Source organism: Rhodococcus sp. CH91 (assembly GCF_022554085.1).
GTDB lineage: Bacteria > Actinomycetota > Actinomycetes > Mycobacteriales > Mycobacteriaceae > Rhodococcus.
This window is the reverse complement of the sequence record NZ_JAKFYR010000001.1, coordinates 369,277-388,103: the sequence shown is the minus strand read 5'-3', so window position 1 is coordinate 388,103 and position 18,827 is coordinate 369,277. Positions and strand designations below refer to the sequence as shown.

Annotated in this window: 17 protein-coding genes; 10 read left to right on the top strand and 7 right to left on the bottom strand. The window is 67.6% G+C overall.

Going from position 1 to position 18,827, the window contains the following annotated elements:
- The first annotated feature begins 36 nt into the window (after positions 1–36).
- Positions 37–930, top strand: a complete 894-nt coding sequence (locus MOM01_RS01815) for an AAA family ATPase (RefSeq protein WP_241383668.1) — start codon at positions 37–39, stop codon at positions 928–930.
- Between the two features lie 5 nt (positions 931–935).
- Here MOM01_RS01815 and MOM01_RS01810 read toward each other — a convergent pair whose 3' ends face one another.
- The 5 genes from MOM01_RS01810 to MOM01_RS01790 all read right to left on the bottom strand — a co-directional run bounded on the left by MOM01_RS01810 (position 936) and on the right by MOM01_RS01790 (position 5,521).
- The gene (locus MOM01_RS01810; protein ID WP_241383667.1) at positions 936–1,388 is read right to left on the bottom strand and encodes an OsmC family protein; all 453 of its coding nucleotides are present in this window, start codon (positions 1,386–1,388) and stop codon (positions 936–938) included.
- Positions 1,385–2,734, bottom strand: a complete 1,350-nt coding sequence (locus MOM01_RS01805; RefSeq protein WP_241384033.1) for an LLM class flavin-dependent oxidoreductase — start codon at positions 2,732–2,734, stop codon at positions 1,385–1,387. The genes MOM01_RS01810 and MOM01_RS01805 overlap by 4 nt, the downstream gene beginning before the upstream one ends.
- 50 nt (positions 2,735–2,784) lie before the next feature.
- On the bottom strand, positions 2,785–3,858 hold the full coding sequence (locus tag MOM01_RS01800; protein WP_241383666.1) for an NrtA/SsuA/CpmA family ABC transporter substrate-binding protein: 1,074 nt from the start codon (positions 3,856–3,858) through the stop codon (positions 2,785–2,787).
- Positions 3,859–3,941: 83 nt separating this feature from the next.
- Entirely contained in the window at positions 3,942–4,688 is a 747-nt protein-coding gene (locus tag MOM01_RS01795) for an ABC transporter ATP-binding protein (RefSeq protein WP_241383665.1), read from the bottom strand.
- Positions 4,685–5,521 carry an ABC transporter permease gene (locus tag MOM01_RS01790; RefSeq protein WP_241383664.1) on the bottom strand — a complete coding sequence of 279 codons (837 nt, stop codon included), beginning with the start codon at positions 5,519–5,521 and terminating at the stop codon, positions 4,685–4,687. Before MOM01_RS01790 ends, MOM01_RS01795 begins: the two co-directional genes overlap by 4 nt.
- Positions 5,522–5,741: 220 nt before the next feature.
- Here MOM01_RS01790 and MOM01_RS01785 point away from each other — a divergent pair, with 220 nt between their 5' ends.
- From MOM01_RS01785 to MOM01_RS01775, 3 genes are all read left to right on the top strand, one after another.
- On the top strand, positions 5,742–6,374 hold the full coding sequence (locus MOM01_RS01785) for a GntR family transcriptional regulator (protein ID WP_241383663.1): 633 nt from the start codon (positions 5,742–5,744) through the stop codon (positions 6,372–6,374).
- A gap of 108 nt (positions 6,375–6,482) precedes the next feature.
- Positions 6,483–7,625, top strand: coding sequence for a vWA domain-containing protein (locus tag MOM01_RS01780; RefSeq protein ID WP_374112244.1), 1,143 nt, complete (start codon positions 6,483–6,485; stop codon positions 7,623–7,625).
- A complete protein-coding gene (locus tag MOM01_RS01775) occupies positions 7,618–8,769 on the top strand; it encodes an XdhC family protein (RefSeq protein WP_241383662.1) in 1,152 nt (383 codons plus the stop codon). Before MOM01_RS01780 ends, MOM01_RS01775 begins: the two co-directional genes overlap by 8 nt.
- Before the next feature lie 7 nt (positions 8,770–8,776).
- On the opposite strand, the gene MOM01_RS01770 is transcribed toward MOM01_RS01775, so the two are convergent.
- On the bottom strand, positions 8,777–9,589 hold the full coding sequence (locus tag MOM01_RS01770) for a mycofactocin-coupled SDR family oxidoreductase (protein WP_241383661.1): 813 nt from the start codon (positions 9,587–9,589) through the stop codon (positions 8,777–8,779).
- Between the two features lie 146 nt (positions 9,590–9,735).
- On the opposite strand from MOM01_RS01770, the gene MOM01_RS01765 reads away from it, so the two are divergent.
- Genes MOM01_RS01765 through MOM01_RS22995 form a run of 4 tightly spaced genes read left to right on the top strand, consistent with a single transcriptional unit; the run spans position 9,736 to position 14,405 of the window.
- Positions 9,736–10,230: a (2Fe-2S)-binding protein gene (locus MOM01_RS01765; protein ID WP_241383660.1), complete on the top strand. Its 495-nt coding sequence runs from the start codon at positions 9,736–9,738 to the stop codon at positions 10,228–10,230.
- Positions 10,227–12,635, top strand: coding sequence for a xanthine dehydrogenase family protein molybdopterin-binding subunit (locus MOM01_RS01760; RefSeq protein WP_241383659.1), 2,409 nt, complete (start codon positions 10,227–10,229; stop codon positions 12,633–12,635). Before MOM01_RS01765 ends, MOM01_RS01760 begins: the two co-directional genes overlap by 4 nt.
- On the top strand, positions 12,632–13,486 hold the full coding sequence (locus tag MOM01_RS01755; protein ID WP_241383658.1) for an FAD binding domain-containing protein: 855 nt from the start codon (positions 12,632–12,634) through the stop codon (positions 13,484–13,486). The genes MOM01_RS01760 and MOM01_RS01755 overlap by 4 nt, the downstream gene beginning before the upstream one ends.
- Before the next feature lie 55 nt (positions 13,487–13,541).
- A complete protein-coding gene (locus tag MOM01_RS22995; RefSeq protein ID WP_277609080.1) occupies positions 13,542–14,405 on the top strand; it encodes an SRPBCC family protein in 864 nt (287 codons plus the stop codon).
- A 90-nt stretch (positions 14,406–14,495) separates the two neighbouring features.
- Here the strand turns inward: MOM01_RS22995 and MOM01_RS01745 are convergent, their stop codons facing one another.
- Complete coding sequence (locus MOM01_RS01745) at positions 14,496–15,419, bottom strand: LysR family transcriptional regulator (protein WP_241383657.1); 924 nt, start codon at positions 15,417–15,419, stop codon at positions 14,496–14,498.
- Between the two features lie 276 nt (positions 15,420–15,695).
- Here MOM01_RS01745 and MOM01_RS01740 point away from each other — a divergent pair, with 276 nt between their 5' ends.
- Together MOM01_RS01740 and MOM01_RS01735 are read left to right on the top strand one after the other, a co-directional pair.
- A complete protein-coding gene (locus MOM01_RS01740) occupies positions 15,696–17,792 on the top strand; it encodes a sensor histidine kinase (protein WP_241383656.1) in 2,097 nt (698 codons plus the stop codon).
- A 123-nt stretch (positions 17,793–17,915) separates the two neighbouring features.
- Positions 17,916–18,827, top strand: coding sequence for an ABC transporter substrate-binding protein (locus tag MOM01_RS01735; RefSeq protein ID WP_241383655.1), 912 nt, complete (start codon positions 17,916–17,918; stop codon positions 18,825–18,827).

Here is an 18,827-nt window from a genome sequence, read left to right as displayed (position 1 = left end):
CCCCTGGATACGGGATCGAGCATCTACGCTCGCTTCATGACCGGCGACGTGGCACGCATCGACTCCCCCGAGGACCTCACGGCGGCTCTCGGGACGACGGGTTATCTCGCCGACGAGGGCTTGGCGACGGCGGCCTTCCTCGCGATGCGGATGGGCCGGCCTCTCTTCTGCGAAGGTGAACCCGGTACCGGGAAGACCTCGCTCGCAGCAGCTCTCGCCCAGGCACTGGAACTGCCGATGGTCCGGCTGCAGTGCCACGAGGGCATCGACGCTTCGCAGGCGCTCTACGACTGGGACTTTCCCCGGCAACTGCTCCACCTGCGTTCCCTCGAGGCGGCGAGCGAGGGTGTGCTCGACGCGGACGCCGCCGAGCGTTCCCTCTACACCGAGCGCTATCTCCTCGTCCGGCCGTTGCTGCGAGCCCTCACCGAGTCGCCGTGTGTCCTGCTCGTCGACGAGATCGATCGTGCCGACGACGAATTCGAAGCGTTCCTCCTGCAGTTGCTCGACGAAAATGCGGTGACCATCCCCGAACTGGGCGAGATCCGGGCCGAGGTGCCGCCGTTGGTCGTGCTCACCTCCAACCGCACCCGCGAGGTGCACGACGCCCTCAAACGCCGCTGCCTGTACCACTGGGTCGAGCACCCCGATCTCGAGCGCGAGGTGGCGATCCTCCAGCGGCGTCTGCCCGGCCTCGGGCACTCCCTCGCCGAGCAGATCTCACGAGCGGTGCAGTCGCTTCGCGCTCAGGACCTCCTCAAGCCGCCGGGTGTTGCCGAATCCCTGGATTGGGCACGCGCACTGCGCACACTCGACCGCGACGTACTCGACGTTGCGACCGCGGCCGCGACCCTCGGCGCGGTCTTGAAATACCGCGAGGACATCGATCGGGTGACCCGCGCCGGGCTCGAGCAACTGATTGCCGGCTGAGCTCGTCAGCCCACCGATCGCCGGTCCGTGAGGGGTTGCCCGTTGATCGTCAGTTCGATACCGCTCCCCCGCTCGATCGTGTTGTAGATCGGGCACGCGGCGACGAACTTGCGGGCGAGCGCCATGGCGTCGTCCTGCCCGACGCCACGCACCTCGATCTCCAGAACGGTGCTGTCGTACCGGGTGGGATCGACAGCACCGCGGGTATGGGCCGCCCTCGCGACGATCCCACCGACCGGAAGCCCGTCCAGTGCCGCATTGTGCTCGAAGTTGGCCATCGCACACGATGTGAGGGCCGCGAGCAACAACTCTCCGGCGTGCACGGCCTCCCTGCCGGCAAGCCTCGAATCGGTGACGAAGTGGTTGCTGCGGGCACTGACGACGAAACGGCCGGCCTCGCTCGTCACGGTTCCCGTCACCACTGCATCGTGGGCACCCGACGGTGCGGGGGCATTCATCGGGTCACCCGATCCTGCGTTCCCGCCCGCCGCTGCCATTCACCACTCGCCGGACGCGTGAGTCCGAGATTCTCGCGCAATGTCGCGCCTTCGTACTCCGTGCGGAAGACGCCGCGCTTCTGCAATTGCGGAACGACCTGGCGGGTGAAGGTCTCGAATCCTCCCGGCTGGTACGGGACCTGAAGGGTGAATCCGTCTGCCGCTCCGTCCTCGAACCAGTCCTGCAGGCCGTCCGCGACCTCGTCGGCGGTACCGATGAAGCCGCCCTCGTACCGGCCTCCGTACTGCTTCCCGAGCTGACGGAGTGTCAGTCCCTCGCGTTCGGTGATCTCGCGGACCTCGTGGTAGTGCCCGGCAACTCCGGGCACCTCGACCTCCGGCAGCCTCTCGTCGAGCGGGAAGGTCGACAGGTCCACATCGAGATGATATGCAAGTGTCGATAATCCGCCGATCGAAGGCACGAGTTCGAAGATCTCGTCGGCGAGTTCCTTCGCTCGCGCGGTCGTGGACCCGACCACGGGGGTGATCGACGGAAGGATCTTGATCTCCTCCGGGTCACGACCGAATGTCGCAGCACGATCCTTGATTTCGCGATAGAACGCCTGCGCCGACTCCTTCGAGGCGTGGCTGCAGAAGATCACGTCCGACCAGCGCGCGGCGAAATCCTTGCCCTTCGAGGACGCACCGGCCTGGATGAGCACCGGATATCCCTGGGGCGGCCGAGGAACGTTGAGCGGTCCCTGCACGGAGAAATACCTGCCCTTGTGGTCGATACGGTGCACCCTGTCCGGATCGGCGAACAGAGGCCGTTCGGCGTCGAGCACGAGCGCATCGTCGTCCCAGCTGTCCCACAGCTTGCCGGCCACCTCGAGGAATTCGTCGGCCCGTTCGTAGCGGGTGGAACGGTCGAACTGTTCGTCGAGCCCGAAGTTCCGCGCCTCGGATTCCTGGAAGGAGGTCACGATGTTCCACGCCGCGCGTCCGCCCGAGAGGTGGTCGAGGCTGGCGAAGGAGCGGGCGACGGTGAACGGCTGCGCGTAGGTGGTGGAGACCGTTGCAGCGAGTCCGAGATGGCGGGTCACGGACGCCATCGACGCGATGACCGGAAGCGGATCCACCCGCAGCGAGCCGAGGGCACCGTACCTCAACTGCGAATCCGTGCTCCCACCGAATCGGTCGGGTACGGAGACGATGTCGGCGAAGAAGGCGAGATCGAACCGGCCTTCTTCGAGGGTGCGGGCCATGTTCTGGTAGTAGCCCGCATCGAGCCATCCGGGAACCGAATCGGGCAGGCGCCATCCGCCGGGACGACCGGGGCCGGCTGTGACGAACGCGGCGAGATGCATCTTCTTGGTCACGAGAACTCCTGAATTGCTGTGTACCGGGACCGGCCCGGTCAGACCTTCGCCAGTTCGGCGGTGACGGCGGCACGGACGGGATCGAATCGACTGTCGGACAACCAGCTCCGGACGTCGATCGTCTCCGGGTACACGCCGAGAGCATGGAAGTTGTCGGCGAGATCCTGTGTGCCGTCGATCGCGTCGGCGCCTACGGCAGTGAATTCACCGGCACCCGAGTAGGACAGTCGACGGTCGACGACGAGATCGCGGTAGACCTCCCTCTCGAGTTGTGAATCCCCGAATCCGCCGAGCGCCGCGAACTCGCCGACGGCGACATCGGGCTGCGCTTCGATCCAGCGCTGTGCATCGCGGACGTTGCGGGCGAGCTTCGCGGCGAGCTCGGGACGGCCGAACGCGAAGTTCTCGCTCGCGACGAAGAACGCGTAGTCGTAGGTCTTCACGTCGGGCAGGACGTCGGCATCGTGTTTACGCCGCGCCAGTTCGATCGTGGGCTGCCAGTTGATCCACGCATCGACCTTGCCCTGCGCGAAGGCGGCCTCGGCATCGGCGGCGGTGAGATTGCTGTACTCGATGTCGTCGAGCGTCAGGCCCGCGGTCTCGAGGTATTTGACGAGACTGTACGTCCCCGTGGTCCCCTGCTGGTCGGCGACCCTGCGGCCCTTCAGATCCGCAGCGCTCCTGATATCGGAACCCTTGGGGACGAGGATGTCGACCTCGTTGCCCGGCAGCGGATACGCAACGAGCGGTACGAACGGCACCTTTCCACCGATGCCGTAGATGACCGCGGTTGCGGTGGCGAAGGAGAAATCGATGCTGCCGGCCTTGATCGCCTCCATGACGGGGAGCGAGGCCGTGAAGCCGGACCGGAAGTTCACGGGCACAACGAGATCTGCGGAGACGTCGAGACCGCCCAGCTTGTGGGAGAGCACCGTGCCGGGTTCGGCCTTTCCGTCTCCGATGAGCGCGTACCGCACCTCGGCGAGCTCGTCGTCCGCGGACCCGCCCGGCCCGCACGCCGCGAGTGCACCGATTCCGGCGAGTCCGAGCGCGCCGACGCCCGCAGCACGCAGGAATCCGCGACGGTCGAGGGTGGGACGGAAAGTGTTCATCGTGGGGGAAAGCCTTTCGGACGGTCGGAGATCGAAGACAGGTGTGCCGGTGTCGGACGAGAAGGGTGCTCGGTGGAGTGGGATCAGACGGAGGTGCGCACCGCACGGTCGGCTTCGAGGAGACCGTCGAGCAGTTCTTCCTTCCACGCCGCGAGCTGCGCGTCGCCCCGGTGCCGTGGCCGGGCCTGCGGAACCCGGAGATCACGTGTGATCCCCTGCGGCGTCAGCAGCAGCACGCGGTCGGCGAGGACGAGTGCCTCCTCGACGTCGTGGGTGACGAGCAGGACGGTGCGCGGATGTTCGGCGAGGATGTTCTCGAGCAGTTGCTGCATGGTCACGCGGGTGATGGCGTCGAGTGCACCGAAGGGTTCGTCGAGCAGCAGGATGTCGGGGTGGTGCAGCAGGGCACGAGCGAGCGCGACACGCTGCCGCTGACCACCGGAGAGCTCTGCGGGCCAGGAATTCTCACGACCGGAGAGACCGACCTGCGCGAGCAGTCCGACCGCCTTGTCACGCTGCCCCTTCGTCCCCAGGGCAATGTTGTCGAGTACCGACTTCCACGGCAGGAGCCGGTCTTCCTGGAACATCATCCGGGCGGTCGGACCGCCGGCCGGCGCGTCACCGATCGGGGTCATGGTGCCCGAACTGGGATCCTCGAGGCCGGCGAGAATACGCAGCAGGGTCGACTTGCCGACACCGCTGGGTCCGAGGATCGCGACGAAGTCGCCGGGGGCGATGGTCAGATCGAGGTCGCGCAGTACCTGGTTGTCACCGTAGCGACGTCCGATGGAGGTCAGTTCCAGGCCGACGAGTGTGCTGACGGTGGTCATCGTTCACCCTTCCGGTAGTTCGGGTTCCAGCGCAGGACACGGGCTTCGATGAATCGGGTGATCTGGTCCGCGAGCAGGCCCGCACCGGCGTAGAGCACGATTGCGAGGACGATGCGGTCGTTGCGGAGCATCTCGCGGCCGTTCTGCGCGAGGTAGCCGATGCCTTCGCGGGTCGCGATGGTCTCGGCGATGACGAGGGTCAGCCACGCGACACCGAGGGCGTAGCGGATGCCGGTGAGGATCATGGGCATGGCGCCGGGAACGACGATTTCACGAATCAACTGAACACGGCTGAGACCGTACGACTTTCCGAGCTGTACGAGCTTCTCGTCGACCGTGCGGATACCGCTAACGGTGTTGAGGTAGACGGGGAAGATCACGCCCAGCGTCACGAGCAGGACCTTGGGTAGTTCTCCGATGCCGAAGGCTGCGATGAGCAGTGGTACGAGCGCGAGGTGGGGCAACGCCCGCACCATCTGGAGTGTGCGGTCGAACAGGCCTTCGGCGATACGGGACAGGCCGACGGCGAAGCCGAGAAGGAGGCCGATCGCGGCACCGATGACGAACCCGATCGCGATGCGACGCAGACTCACGAGGATGTGCGACTGCAGTTCGCCGGTGGACCACAGCGACCGTGCGGTGTCGACGACGTCCGTGGGCGGCGGCAGGATCGCCGCCGGGACGACCCCGGCACTCGAGCCCCATTGCCAGCCGAGGAGGACCAGCGCGGGTACCACCCAGGGAAGCAGTGTCGTCCAGTGCGGCACACGCAGGCCACGGCCCCGAACGGCGGGGGTCGCCACGGGGGCTGCGGAGACGGTGACGTCGCTCATCGCCGGATCCGGCGATCGGGTCGAGCGGTGTGGTCGGTCATGATTTCTCCCTGTCGTGAAGCGTTCGCAGGGGCACGTTACGACCGAGTGCACGCAATTGTCGTCATTTGTATACACATGGATTTGAAAGGTGTACACGGCACGGATGCCGTGGTAGTCCTGGTCCGGCGGCCCGGTCGGTGAGACCGGCACCACACGATCCGGCCGGGGAGGACACAGCATGACGCCCACGACAACGAATCCGTACAGCGAACTGCGCAGACGAATCATGGAGGGGGTCCATGCGCCCGGCGATCTACTCGTGCCCGCCGCCGTGGGAGAACAGCTGGGCGTCTCCCGGACACCCGTGCGCGAAGCGCTGATCCGACTCGAACTCGAAGGTCTCGTGACGAAGGTCTCACGCGGATTCCGGGTCCTCGAACGCACCCCGGAAGAGATCCTCGACATCTGCGAGGCACGCATCGCACTCGAATCGGCAGTAGCGCTGTCCGCCGCGCAACGACGCACAGAACTCGATCTCGCCCGGCTGCGGCGCAGTCTCGACGAAGCACGAACCGCGCGAGCCCCTGCCGACAGATTGCGATTGCATGCGGAATGGCACGTGGCGTTACGGCTGGCCGCACACAATCCCACGATCGTGGAACTGATGGACCTGCTCGACGCCCGATTACACGTGTACGACGGCAAGGCTTCCCGTACGCCGGACAATCTCGACCTGGTCGAACGAGAGCACCAGGCCGTCTACGAGGCCGTCGCCGAAGGTGACGGCACGCGTGCCCAGGAACTGATGGTCGCCCACCAGCAACGCACTCGCGACCTGCGCATCGCCGAGATGGCGGAATCGAACCACTGAGACGCCACCCGATCTCCCGCATCCGGCAGCTTGCCCGCGGCACTGCCAGTAGCGTCGGCGATCGAGCCCCCGTGACCGGGACCGCTGGGGCGTGAAGCAGGAGGACGAGTGACCGCAGGGCGTCGAGCATCCACGACGGACCGGATCCCATCGGGCCCGATCACAGGCTTCGCCGGTTTCTGCCGCGCCCTCACCGCGGCCGGTCTGCCCGTCACGCTCGATGCCACCGTCACCTATCTCCACGCACTCGAGCACGTCGACGTCGGTGACGTGAAGCAGGTCTACTGGGCAGGCCGCGCCACCCTGTGCCGCACACCGGACGACACGGCGAGGTACGACGCGGCATTCGTCCACTGGTTCGGCGACACCGTCCCGACCGGCTCGAGAACCCGGGGGCAGCGCACCCGCACCGCACGCATCGCCGCCCTGGCACGAGGAGACGGCGCTGCCGGCGAGGCCGGCGACGACGCACCCCGACTGCAGGTCGCGGCCGACGACACGGAGGTGCTCCGTCACCGGGACGTCGCCGAGCTGGCCCCGGCCGAACGCGCACATCTCGCCGAACTGCTCACGCATCTGCGACCCCGGCCACCGCAACGCCGGGCGCTGCGCTCCCGCCCGTCCCGGGGTGGCCCGGTGGATCCGCGCCGCACCCTGCGCGACATGCTGGCGACCGGCGGCGAGTCCGTACGACCTCGACGGCACGCCCGGACGAGCAGAGCGCGCCGGGTGGTACTGCTGATCGACGTCTCCGGGTCGATGAACCCGTACGCCGACGCACTCCTGCGGTTCGCTCATGTCGTCACGCGTGCTGCACCGTCGTCGACCGAGGTGTTCTCCCTCGGTACCCGGCTGACCCGCCTGTCGCGGGCCATGCGCGCCCGCGACGCCGACAGCGCGCTCGCTGCCGCATCCCGCGCGGTACCCGACCGGGCCGGCGGGACCCGTCTCGGCGACACCCTCCGCACCTTCCTGGACCGTTGGGGCCGAAGGGGTTTCGCGCGTGGTGCGGTGGTCGTGATCTTCTCCGACGGCTGGGAACGCGGTGACGCGTCACTGCTCGGGGAACAGATGGCGCAACTGCACCGGCTCGCGCACCGCGTGCTGTGGGTGAACCCGCATGCCGGCGGGAAGGGATACGAACCCGTCCAGTCGGGTATCACGGTGGCCCTGCCCCACATCGACCGTCTGCTCGCGGGACACAGTCTCGCGACACTGGAAGAACTTCTCGAGGAGGTTCGGCGTGCGTGAAATTCTCGACGAACTCGACCGGCGTTACCGGGCCGGCGAGACCGTCGCCGTGGGCACAGTGGTCTCGACCTTCCGGTCGGCGCCCCGAGGGCCGGGCGCGTCGATGCTGGTCGCGCAGGACGGCACCGTCACCGGCAGCGTCTCGGGCGGCTGCGTCGAAGGAGACGTCTACGAGCTGGCCCGGGGCGTGATCGAGGACGGCGAGCCGGTACTGCAGCGATACGGGGTGTCCGACGACGACGCCTTCTCCGTCGGCCTCACGTGTGGTGGCATCATCGACGTCTTCGTCGAACGCATGGACACCGAGACCTTCCCGGGCTTCGCCGAACTGGTCGGCTCCGTCCGCGCCGGCACCCCCGTCGCCCTGGCGACCGTCACCGATCATCCGGACCCGGCGGTGCGCGGGCAGCGGATGGTGGTGTGGCGCGACCGTGCCGAGGGGCGGCTCGCCTCACCCCGCATGCACGACGCCGTGGCCGACGACGTGCGCGGTCTGCTCGAGTCGGGCCGTTCCGGCACCCTCCACTACGGCACCGACGGGGAACGCCGGGGCGAGGGGATGTCGGTCTTCGTCAACGTCTTCCAGCCACCTCCACGGCTGATCGTGTTCGGGGCTATCGACTTCGCGTCCGCGATGGCCCGTCTCGGCTCGTTCCTCGGGTACACGGTGACGGTGTGCGACGCCCGCGGTGTGTTCGCCACCGAGGCCCGCTTTCCGGGAGCCGACGAGGTGATCGTGGACTGGCCGCATCGTTATCTCGAGGCCGAGGCCGAGGCCGGCCGCATCGACACCCGCACCGTGATCACGGTGCTCACCCACGACCCGAAGTTCGACGTGCCGCTCCTGGACATCGCGCTGCGACTCGACGTGGCCTACGTCGGGGCCATGGGCTCGCGGCGCACCCACGGCGAACGGATGGCGCGGCTGAGGGAGACGGGCCTGTCCGAGACCGAACTGGGCCGCCTGTCGTCGCCGATCGGCCTGGATCTCGGTGCCCGGACCCCTGAGGAGACCGCGGTGTCGATCGCCGCCGAGATCATCGCGCTGCGGTGGGGCGGGGGCGGAAACCGACTGGTCGACACCGAAGGGCCCATCCACGCCCACGAGGAATCCGCCGGTCCACAGACTCCGGTTCGGAGGTGACCCCGGCTCAGAAGTACTGAGCGCCCCCGTCGATCGCGAAACTCTGTGCGGTGACGAAGGCCGACTCGTCGGATGCCAGGAAGGCGACCATGTTCGCGATCTCGTCCGCTTCGGCCGCGAACTGGTTCAGGAAGGGCGTCGTCATCCCGGCGAGCCGCGGGTTGCTCTCCGCGGTCTGCGCGATCCGCTCGCGCATCGAACCGGACCCCATGGGAGTGTTCACCGCGCCCGGGTGGATGCTGTTGACCCGGATGTCGTGCTGTCCGAGTTCCGCGGCGAACGCCCGTGCCATTCCAACCAGAGCGTGCTTGCTGGTCGTGTAGTGGACCATGAAGGGCTGCAGCTTCGCACCGGCGAGCGAGCTGGTGACGACGATCGAACCGCCTCCCCGGGCGATCAGGTGCGGGGCGGCAGCGGTGATCGTGTTCCACACACCCGTGACGTTGATGTCGAGAGTGTCGCGGAAGCTCTCGGGTGTGATCTCGTCCCACGTCTGCGGAATGCAGATGCCCGCGTTCGCGACCACCACGTCGAGACCGCCGAACTGTGCGGCCCCCTCCTCGAGGACGTTCTTCGTCCCTTCGAGATCGCGCACATCGCACTGCACCAGATGCGCTTTCGCCCCTTCGGCCTCCACGAGCCTGCGCGTCTCGTCGAGGTCCTCGACGGTGGCCGAATCGTAGGGGACGCCGGGCAGCGGAGCCGCGAGGTCGAGGCCGACGATCTGCGCACCCTCCCGCGCCAGCCGGACCGCATGAGCACGCCCTTGACCTCGCGCGACACCGGTGATGAATGCGACCTTGTTCTCCAGCCGGGCCATCCGGTTCCTCTCGTACTCACGTGCCGCGTTCGACCGGTTCGGGGCCGCCGACGCGATTTCGTCGATTCGGGTCTTTTCTACGCGCGATATGCAGCAGAGTGTCAGTGATCTGTATCACTGCGCCATGTGAGGCACTTGGAGGACCGATGCGCATCACTGTCACCGTCGACGGAACGCAGTACACCGACGACGTGGAACCACGGCTGCTACTCGTGCACTACCTCAGGGATCGGCTCGGCAGAGTGGGCACGGTGGTCGGCTGCGACACCAGCAACTGCGGGGCCTGCACCGTGCTGCTCGACGACCGCAGCGTCAAATCGTGCTCGGTGCTCGCCGTCCAGGCCGACGGCCGTTCCGTCACCACCGTCGAAGGTCTCGCCGTGGACGGCGTCCTGCATCCGGTCCAGGAGGCCTTCCGCGAGAAGCACGCCTTGCAGTGCGGCTTCTGCACCCCCGGGATGATCATGGCCACCATCGACCTGCTCTCCGAGAATCCCGACCCGAGCGACGAGGACGTACGACACGGACTCGAAGGAAATCTGTGCCGCTGCACCGGATATCAGAACATCGTGGCAGCCGCACGGGATGCCGCACAGCGACTGCGCGAGGACTCCGCAGTCACCGAGGAGGTCGCACGATGACGAGCACCGCGGATCCGGCCACCGACGCGCGCGCCGGCGATTCCGAACTCGGCCGGGCACGACGCCGCAAGGAAGACGAACACCTCATCACCGGCCGAACCCGCTGGACCGACAACATCGTGCTCCCCGGCATGGTGCACGCCGCGATCCTGCGCAGCCCGGTCGCTCACGCCCGCATCACCGGCCTCGACGTATCCGAGGCACGGACCATGCCGGGTGTCGTCGCCGTCTACACGGGCGCAGATCTCGCCGAGGAGCAGGGCAGCCTGCCGTGCGCCTGGCCCATCACCGAGGACATGAAGACGCCGAACGCGCCCGCTCTCGCGGTCGACACCGTGCGGTTCGCAGGCGAAGCCGTCGCGGTGGTCGTGGCCCGCAGTCCGTACGAGGCCCACGATGCACTCGACGCGATCGACGTCGACTACGAGGACCTGCCGGTCGTGCTCGACCTCGAGGCCGCGGCCCGGGACGGCGAACTCGTCCACCCCGATCTCGGAACCAACGTCAGCGCGACCTGGGTCTTCGACTCCGCCGAGGCGGGCAGCGGCGGGAACGTCGAGGATGCGATCCGGGACGCGGAGGTCGTCGTCGAGCGGACCTTCCGGCAACAACGACTCATCCCCGCTTTCATGGAGCCGCGGTCGGTGGTCGTCGATCCCACCGCCTCACAGATCACCATGTGGTCGGCGACCCAGGTACCGCACGTGCTGAAACTGATGCTGGCGATGACGCTGGGTCTCCCCGAGCACAAACTGCGCGTGATCGCCCCCGACGTCGGTGGCGGATTCGGTGGCAAGCTCCAGGTCACTCCCGAGGAAGTGCTCACCCTGCTCATCGCGCGCCGGCTCCACAAGCCCGTCAAGTACACCGAGACGCGCAGCGAGTCGATGCTCGCCGCACATCACGGCCGTGATCAGGTCCAGAAGCTCACCCTCGCCGCGCGCCGCGACGGCACCGTCACCGGGCTGAAGGTCGAACTGCTCGCCGACATGGGCGCCTATCTACGTCTGGTCACGCCGGGCGTGCCGATCCTCGGTGCGTTCATGTTCAACGGCATCTACAAGTTCGGCTCCTATCACTTCTCGTGCACCAATGTGTTCACCAACAAGGTGCCCACCGACGCCTATCGCGGTGCCGGACGGCCCGAGGCCACCTTCGCGATCGAACGCATCATGGACGAGCTCGCCGTGGAACTGTCGATGGATCCCCTCGAGATCCGGGAGAAGAACTGGATCAGGCACGAGGAGTTCCCCTTCGACACCGTCGCGGGTCTGACCTACGACTCGGGGAACTACGAGGCCGCCACCGCCAAGGCCCGGGAACTGTTCGACTACGACGCTCTGCGCCGCGAGCAGGCCGAGCGACGCGAACGCCACGACCCGGTCCAGCTCGGGATCGGTGTCTCGACGTTCACGGAGATGTGCGGTCTGGCCCCCTCCCGGGTACTCGGGTCCTTGTCCTACGGCGCCGGCGGGTGGGAGCATGCGGCGGTCCGCATGCTTCCGACCGGCAAGGTCGAGGTCGTCACCGGCTCGTCCGCCCACGGCCAGGGCCACGAGACGGCGTGGAGTCAGATCGTGGCCGACCGGCTCGGAATTCCCTTCGACGACATCGAGATCCTGCACGGTGACACGCAGAGTTCACCGCGCGGCCTCGACACCTACGGCTCCCGATCGCTCGCGGTGGGCGGCATCGCCGTGGTCAAGGCCGCCGAGAAGGTGGTCGCCAAGGCGCGCCCGATCGCCGCGCACCTACTCGAATGTTCCGAGGACGATCTCGATTTCGAGGCCGGGCAGTTCCGCGTCAAGGGGACGGCGAAGTCCGTCGGCCTCACCGACGTCGCACTCGCGGTCTTCGCCGCCCACGACCTGCCCGAGGGCATCGAACCGAATCTCGATTCCGAGGCGACCTACGATCCCGACAACTTCTCGTTCCCGCACGGCACCCATCTGTGCGCGATCGAGATCGATACGGAGACGGGCCACGCGCGCATCCGCAAGTACGTCTGCGTCGACGACGTCGGGCACGTCGTGAACCCGCTCATCGTCGAGGGGCAGGTGCACGGCGGTCTCGCCCAGGGCATCGCCCAGGCGCTCTACGAGGAGGCGGTGCACGACGAATCCGGCACGCTGCTGAGCTCGTCGTTCGCCGAATATCTGCTGCCGACGGCCGTCGATCTGCCGCCCTTCGTCACCGACCGCACCGACACGCCGGCACCGGGGAATCCGCTCGGCGTCAAGGGAGTCGGTGAGGCGGGAACCATCGCGTCGACGCCGGCCGTGGTCAACGCCGTGCTCGACGCGGTACGGCAGTTCGGCGTCACCGACGTCGAGATGCCCTGCACACCGATGCGGATCTGGCACGCGCTCCGCGACGCCCAGAATGCCCGAGGAGGCACGAAATGATTCCGGCCCCGTTCGAGTACGTCGCACCCTCGAGCGTCGACGAAGCCGTCGCCGCGCTGACGGAGGCGGGTGAGGACGCGAAGGTCATCGCCGGCGGGCAGAGCCTCATGCCCGTCCTGCGATTGCGGATGGCCGCGCCGACCGTGCTCGTCGACCTCGGCCGGATCCCCGAACTCCGAGGGATCCGCGACGACGGCGACGCGCTCGTGATCGGCGCGACCACCACGCACCACGAGGTGTTGCACGATCCGCTCGTCGCGCAGCACGCACGACTGCTCGCCGAAGCGACGGCGACGGTGGCCGACCCGCAGATCCGGCACCGCGGTACGTTCGGCGGGTCGCTGGTGCACGCCGACCCGTCCGGGGATCTCGCCGCACCCGCGGTGGCGCTCGGGGCGAGCTTCATCGTCGCGGGGCCCTCCGGTCTACGCACCGTCGCGACGGACGACTTCTTCCAGGACTACTTCACGACCGCCGTCGAACCCGGGGAGATCCTCGTCGAGGTGCGGGTCCCGAAACACACGGGCTGGGCTGCCCGGTACGAGAAATTCCATCGCGCGGCCCAGCAGTGGTCGATCGTCGGTGTCGCCGCGACACTCGAGACGTCGGGGGGACACATCGAACGAGCGAAGATCGCGCTGACCAACATGTCGGCGGCCCCCGTCCGGGCGCGCAGTGTGGAGGAATCGCTCGTCGGCAGACCGGCGACGGCCGAGACGATCCGCGCTGCCGCCGAACATGCCGCGGAGGGCACGGCGCCCATGACGGACGGAAATGCGGACGCCGAGTATCGGAGCCATCTCGCGCGGGTACTCACCCGTCGAGCCGTCACGGCCGCGACCGGGGTCTAGGTCGCCGGCACGGAATGTCCACCGGCCCCGGAACCACTTGTTCGGAAAGGAACCCATGCAACTCGAACACTCACTGTCCGTTCCCGCACCGGTCGACGAGGTGTGGACCGCCCTGCTGAACCCGGAGAAGGTCGCACCGTGCATGCCGGGCGCCACGCTCACGGGGGTCGACGGCGATTCGTTCACCGGGACCGTCAAAGTGAAGCTCGGACCGGTGGCTCTCACGTTCAAGGGCACCGGCGTGTACGTCGAGAAGGACGAGGGTGCCCGCAGGGCGGTGATCGAGGCCAATGCGAAAGACACGCGCGGTAACGGGACGGTGGCTGCAACGGTCACCGTCACCCTCCGTGGCGACGGGAACCGAACCGACGGCACGGTGAACACCGACATGAAGATCACGGGCAAGCCGGCCCAGTTCGGGCGAGGCATGATCTCCGATGTCGGCGGCAGGATTCTCGAGGAGTTCGCGAGTTGCCTGTCGACGAAGCTCGGTCCCGATTCCGAGACCGGAGCCGCTGCGGCAGCGACGGCGGAGGCTGCCGAATCGCAGCCCAACGAGTCGATTCCGGCGAGCACTCCGCTCACCGCGACGGCCACCGGAGCCGAGCAGGCCGGCGGGGCATTCGTCGGTCCCGGCACCGGAGAGCCCACCGAAAAGGACGAATCCGCCGAGCCGCGTCCCAACGAATCGATGCCCCCGAGCCCTCCAGTCCCGTCCCCGGCACCGCCGACACCGGCCACAGCGCCGGTACCGTCGGCGACCCCCTCTCCGGGGCAGTCTCCGCAGCCCGAGGCCGAACCGCTCGATCTCATGCAGTACGCGCGGGGGTCGGTCGCCGCGCGGATGGCGCCGGTGGGAGCGATTGCGCTGCTCGTCGTCGTCATCGCGATCGTCCTGCAGCGCCGATCGGGACGCTGATCGGACTGCGGACCCCGACGGAATTCCGAGCACTGCGGCCGGCCCCGGTGGACGGGCCGGCCGCAGTGCTCGATCGGGTGCAGGCCGGGCTCAGACGGCGTGTACCGAGACGCGTCCACGCCCGATCGGATCGAGTTGCGCCCGGAGCCACGCGTGCGCCGGATCGGCATCGCGTTCGGCGTGCCAGACGGCGAATTCGCGCAGAGGCGGCAACGCGAAGGTGGGCTCGAGTATCCGCAGGGAGGCCGTCTCGGCGATGTGGTGGGCCATCTGTTCGGGTAGGAGGGTGACCATGCGGGTGTTCTCCAGGGCATACGGCAGGACCGCGACATTGCCGGTGGTCGCGCCGATCCGGGCCACCACCCCGGCCCGCAGCAACGCACGGCCGAGGTTCGTGTCGTCGGAGTACCGCACGTAGGACAGCAGGGGGTAGCGCGCGAGCACTTCCCGGGTGAGTTTCGTGCCGGTGTACGGATGCCCCGACCAGACCGCTCCGACGAACCTGTCGGACAGCAGGATCTGCCGACGGCAGGTCGCGAATTCGGGTGAGTCGAGGAAGTGTTCCGGGAGCACCGCGAGGTCGATCTCGAAGCGCCGGAAGGCATCGAGACCTGCTGCATTCAACGGCTGCAGGTCGAAACGGATGTTGGCCGGTGTAGCTCCCCGGACCAGCAGACGCAGCAGGGTGACCTCGGCGTAATCGCCGGTCATGAGGGTGAAGGTGCGTGCGTCGGTCGCCGGGTCGAAGCCGGGTGCGGTGAGCACCGACCGTTCGAGTGTGCGCAGCACTTCTCGGAGCGGCTCGACGAGCGCTTGGGCTCGCGCCGTCGGGCGCAGTACGCGCCCGCTCTTGACGAGCAGCGGATCGTCGAACTGTTTGCGCAGGCGGGCCAGAGCCGTGCTGGTGGCCGGCTGGGACATGTTCAGTCGCTGGGCCGCACGGGTGACGTTGCGTTCTGCGAGCAGGACATCGAGCACCACGAGCAGGTTGAGATCGACCCGTCGCAGATCCATTCGTCCCCCTGACATCGAAACCCGGCGGAACGGGAAATTCCGGCGGCATCGTAACGCACAGCCGCGATGTATACGCAAGGTCGTATACCAGCTATCGGACTTGCATCCCGATCTTGTGAGCATGACGAATGAGTACCTAGTCTGGCCCACGTCCTGACGGCAGCGAACCGTGATTCGCCCTGGCCCGAATTTCGATGGCGAAATTCTCACTTGCCGAGATCCTGCTTCGGCCCGGCCGCCGACTCAGGCATGCAGAGGAGTTCGGGGGCGAAAGACGTGAGTCTCGTACAACAGATCCGGCAGCACACGCCGGAGAACTGGCGCCTGTGGCGCAAGATGACCGTGGTCGTCGCCGTTCCCATCGTGGCCGCCACCCTGTACGGCTCACTGCGCGTCTACGACCTGTTCCAGGAGAACCGCGCCTACAGTGCCGCGGCCGAGAACGTCTCCATCCTGCCCACTCTCGCCGAGTACGCCACCGGTGTCTCGGGTGCCGCGGCCGCGACGATCCTGTCGCTGCCGGTCGACAACGGCGCCCAGATCGCACGCGAAGCCGCGGCGACCCTGACGAGCCAGATGGAGGACAAGGACCTCGATCCGAAAATCGCCGCACAGATCAACCGCATGCTCGCCGAGGGCGAGAGTCTGCTCGCCAGTGCGTCGTCCGGAACGCTCGCCCCGACCGTGGCCAGCGAACGCGCCGACGGATTCGTCACCCGTGCCCAGGCCGCCTACCGCGCCATCACGACCACCAGCGACAATCCCAGCGTCCTGAACGAGAGCGCCACGCTTCTCGACCTGTGGGCCACGCAGTGGACGCTGCTCGACCAGGTCCTCGCCTTCTCCGCCCTGAGCGCCGACACCGACGGCGCATTGCTGATGTGGAACAACGCCCTCGGCGTCGAGGCCGCCAAGCTCACCGTTCTCCGCGACACATTCGCCGAGAATTCTGCCGCCGACGCGAGCAAGGTAGACGCTCTCATCGGCATGCTCGAGAAACGCCGCAGTCTCACCGCCGAACTCGGCAACGCGGGTGGCGACGTCCGCGCCCTGCAGGGCTCGCTCTTCGAGAGCCTCATGATCTACCAGGAAGAGGTCGCCGGTTCCGCGACTCGCGCCGTGGGCGTCCTCGACGATCTCGCGGGCGAAGCCCGCAGCGAAGCGCTCAAGAACGGTATCGGTGTGGCCGTGGTGCTCGCCCTCGCCCTCGGACTCGCGATCATGATCGCAGCATCGCTGGTCAAGCCGTTGCGCCGCCTGCGCAACGACACTCTGCGTGCAGCCGAAGAGGATCTTCCCGCCGCTCTCGCCGCGATCAAGGACGGCGCCGAGATCGACACCGTGCAGTTGTCCCCGGTGCGGGTGCACACCCGTGAGGAGATCGGCGAGGTCGCCCGCGCCGTCGACAGCATGAACGAGGGCGCCCTGCGTCTCGCAGGTGAACAAGCCCAACTGCGGCGGCAGGTCAACGAGATGCTCGAGACCCTCGCGCGTCGCAACAAGACCCTGGTGGAACAGCAACTCGCCCTGATCGATTCGCTCGAACACGAGGAACGCGATCCCACCCGTCTCCAGAATCTGTTCGCGCTCGATCACCTCGCCGCCCGCATGCGTCGTACGGGTGACTCGCTGCTCGTCCTCGCCGGCACTCGTCAGCGCCTCGGCCGGGTCCCCGACACACCGCTCGTCGACGTCCTCCGCGCCGCCGTCTCGCAGGTCGAGAACTACCAGCGCGTGAACATCGGCAATGCCCCGGAAGGCAATCTGGTCGGTAGTGCCGTCACCGACGTCGTCCACATGGTCGCCGAGCTCCTCGACAACGCGCTGCGCGCTTCACCGCCCGACAGCACGGTGGCGTTCGCCTTCTCCCGCGCGGTGGACGGCGGCCTCCTGCTGGAGATCGCCGACCGCGGGATCGGTATTCCCGCAGACGAACTCGCAGACATCAACATGCGACTCGGATCCGACAGCGAGGCCGGATCCGGCGCGGCACGTCGAATGGGCCTGTTCGTGGTGGCCCGCCTCGCCGACCGTCACGGCATCACCGTGCGGTTGCGTCCCACCTTCGACTCGTCCACCAACGCCGGCATCACCGCGAGCATCTATCTGCCGACGAGTCTGCTGAAGGGGACGGGCAGGAACCACGAGGATCCGTACCGGATCGATCGACCGCGTCGCCTGCCCGACCCACCCTCGGAGCACAGCGAGCACTACCCCGCCGACCCGGTTTCCGGGGCCCAGCCGGACATCGGAAACCGCTATCCCGCACCTGTGCCGGCGCCCGCTCACGCTCTGGCGTCACCCGGCACGAGCCCCGGTGTCCGGCGCGGTCAACTGCACGAACGATGGGTCCCCCGCGGCACAGGACACTGACACCGCGAATCCCTCCGCTCCGCACTGTCTCCGGCAGATCTCTCGTGCGTCATATCCGGCGCATCGGGCACTCCGCGGGATAGAGTCGACGGGCCGACCGTGCCGTCTCCGAGGGAGCAACCCGTGAAACGTTTCGCACACACCACCGCACTCCTCGTCGCCTCCGCCGCCGTCCTCGCCGGGTGTTCCGGTGGAGGAGACGACGATCCCCTCGCCGCCGACGGCGCGGGCGCCGGCACGGTCGTCGTCGGCTCGGCGAACTTCCCGGAGAACGTCCTCCTCGCGGAGATCTACTCGCAGGCACTCGAGAGCACGGGCACCGAGGTCACCCGTCAGTTCAACATCGGCAGCCGCGAGATCTACTACGACCAGGTCGCCTCGGGTGCCATCGCTCTCGTCCCCGAGTACAACGGAGCACTGCTCGAGCGGGTCGATCCCGAAAGCACCGCAACCACGACCGAGGCAGTCGACAGCGCTCTCTCCGAATCCCTTCCGGAAGGACTGGAGATCCTCACCTCGGCCCCCGGCGAGAACAAGGACGCGCTCGTCGTCACCGAGGAGACGGCCCAGCGGTACAACCTGAAGACCATCGCAGATCTCGCGCCGGTCGCAGGAGAACTCGCGGTCGGCGGGCCCCCGGAGTTCGAGACACGCCAGCAGGGCGTGGTGGGCCTGCGGGAGGTCTACGGAGTCGAATTCCGCGAGTTCGTACCCACCGACACGGGTGGGCCCATCACCATCCGGGCACTCTCGGACGGCACCGTCCAGGCCGCGAACATCTTCACCACCGACCCGTCGCTGAGTACCGAACCGTTTGTGGCGCTGGAGGACCCGGAATCGGTGTTCGGAGCCCAGAACGTGACCCCACTCGTCCACCGCGCCAGCCTCGACGACGAGGACATCGCGGCGATCGACGCGGTCTCGGAGAAGATCACCACCGACACTCTCGTCGAACTGGTCGGACAGGTGGTCACGGACGGTCGCGACATCGACGTCGTCGCCGAGGAATGGTTGCAGCAGAACGGACTCGGGTGA

Coding starts and splice junctions, on each gene's coding strand:
- MOM01_RS01805 (WP_241384033.1), bottom strand. CDS start 2,734: ATGCATCTCGCCGCGTTCGTCACAGCCGGCCCCGGTCGTCCCGGCGGA.
- MOM01_RS01760 (WP_241383659.1), top strand. CDS start 10,227: ATGACGAGCACCGCGGATCCGGCCACCGACGCGCGCGCCGGCGATTCC.
- MOM01_RS01755 (WP_241383658.1), top strand. CDS start 12,632: ATGATTCCGGCCCCGTTCGAGTACGTCGCACCCTCGAGCGTCGACGAA.
- MOM01_RS01785 (WP_241383663.1), top strand. CDS start 5,742: ATGACGCCCACGACAACGAATCCGTACAGCGAACTGCGCAGACGAATC.
- MOM01_RS01810 (WP_241383667.1), bottom strand. CDS start 1,388: ATGAATGCCCCCGCACCGTCGGGTGCCCACGATGCAGTGGTGACGGGA.
- MOM01_RS01790 (WP_241383664.1), bottom strand. CDS start 5,521: ATGAGCGACGTCACCGTCTCCGCAGCCCCCGTGGCGACCCCCGCCGTT.
- MOM01_RS01815 (WP_241383668.1), top strand. CDS start 37: ATGACCGGCGACGTGGCACGCATCGACTCCCCCGAGGACCTCACGGCG.
- MOM01_RS01800 (WP_241383666.1), bottom strand. CDS start 3,858: ATGAACACTTTCCGTCCCACCCTCGACCGTCGCGGATTCCTGCGTGCT.
- MOM01_RS01765 (WP_241383660.1), top strand. CDS start 9,736: ATGCGCATCACTGTCACCGTCGACGGAACGCAGTACACCGACGACGTG.
- MOM01_RS01745 (WP_241383657.1), bottom strand. CDS start 15,419: ATGGATCTGCGACGGGTCGATCTCAACCTGCTCGTGGTGCTCGATGTC.
- MOM01_RS01770 (WP_241383661.1), bottom strand. CDS start 9,589: ATGGCCCGGCTGGAGAACAAGGTCGCATTCATCACCGGTGTCGCGCGA.
- MOM01_RS01795 (WP_241383665.1), bottom strand. CDS start 4,688: ATGACCACCGTCAGCACACTCGTCGGCCTGGAACTGACCTCCATCGGA.
- MOM01_RS22995 (WP_277609080.1), top strand. CDS start 13,542: ATGCAACTCGAACACTCACTGTCCGTTCCCGCACCGGTCGACGAGGTG.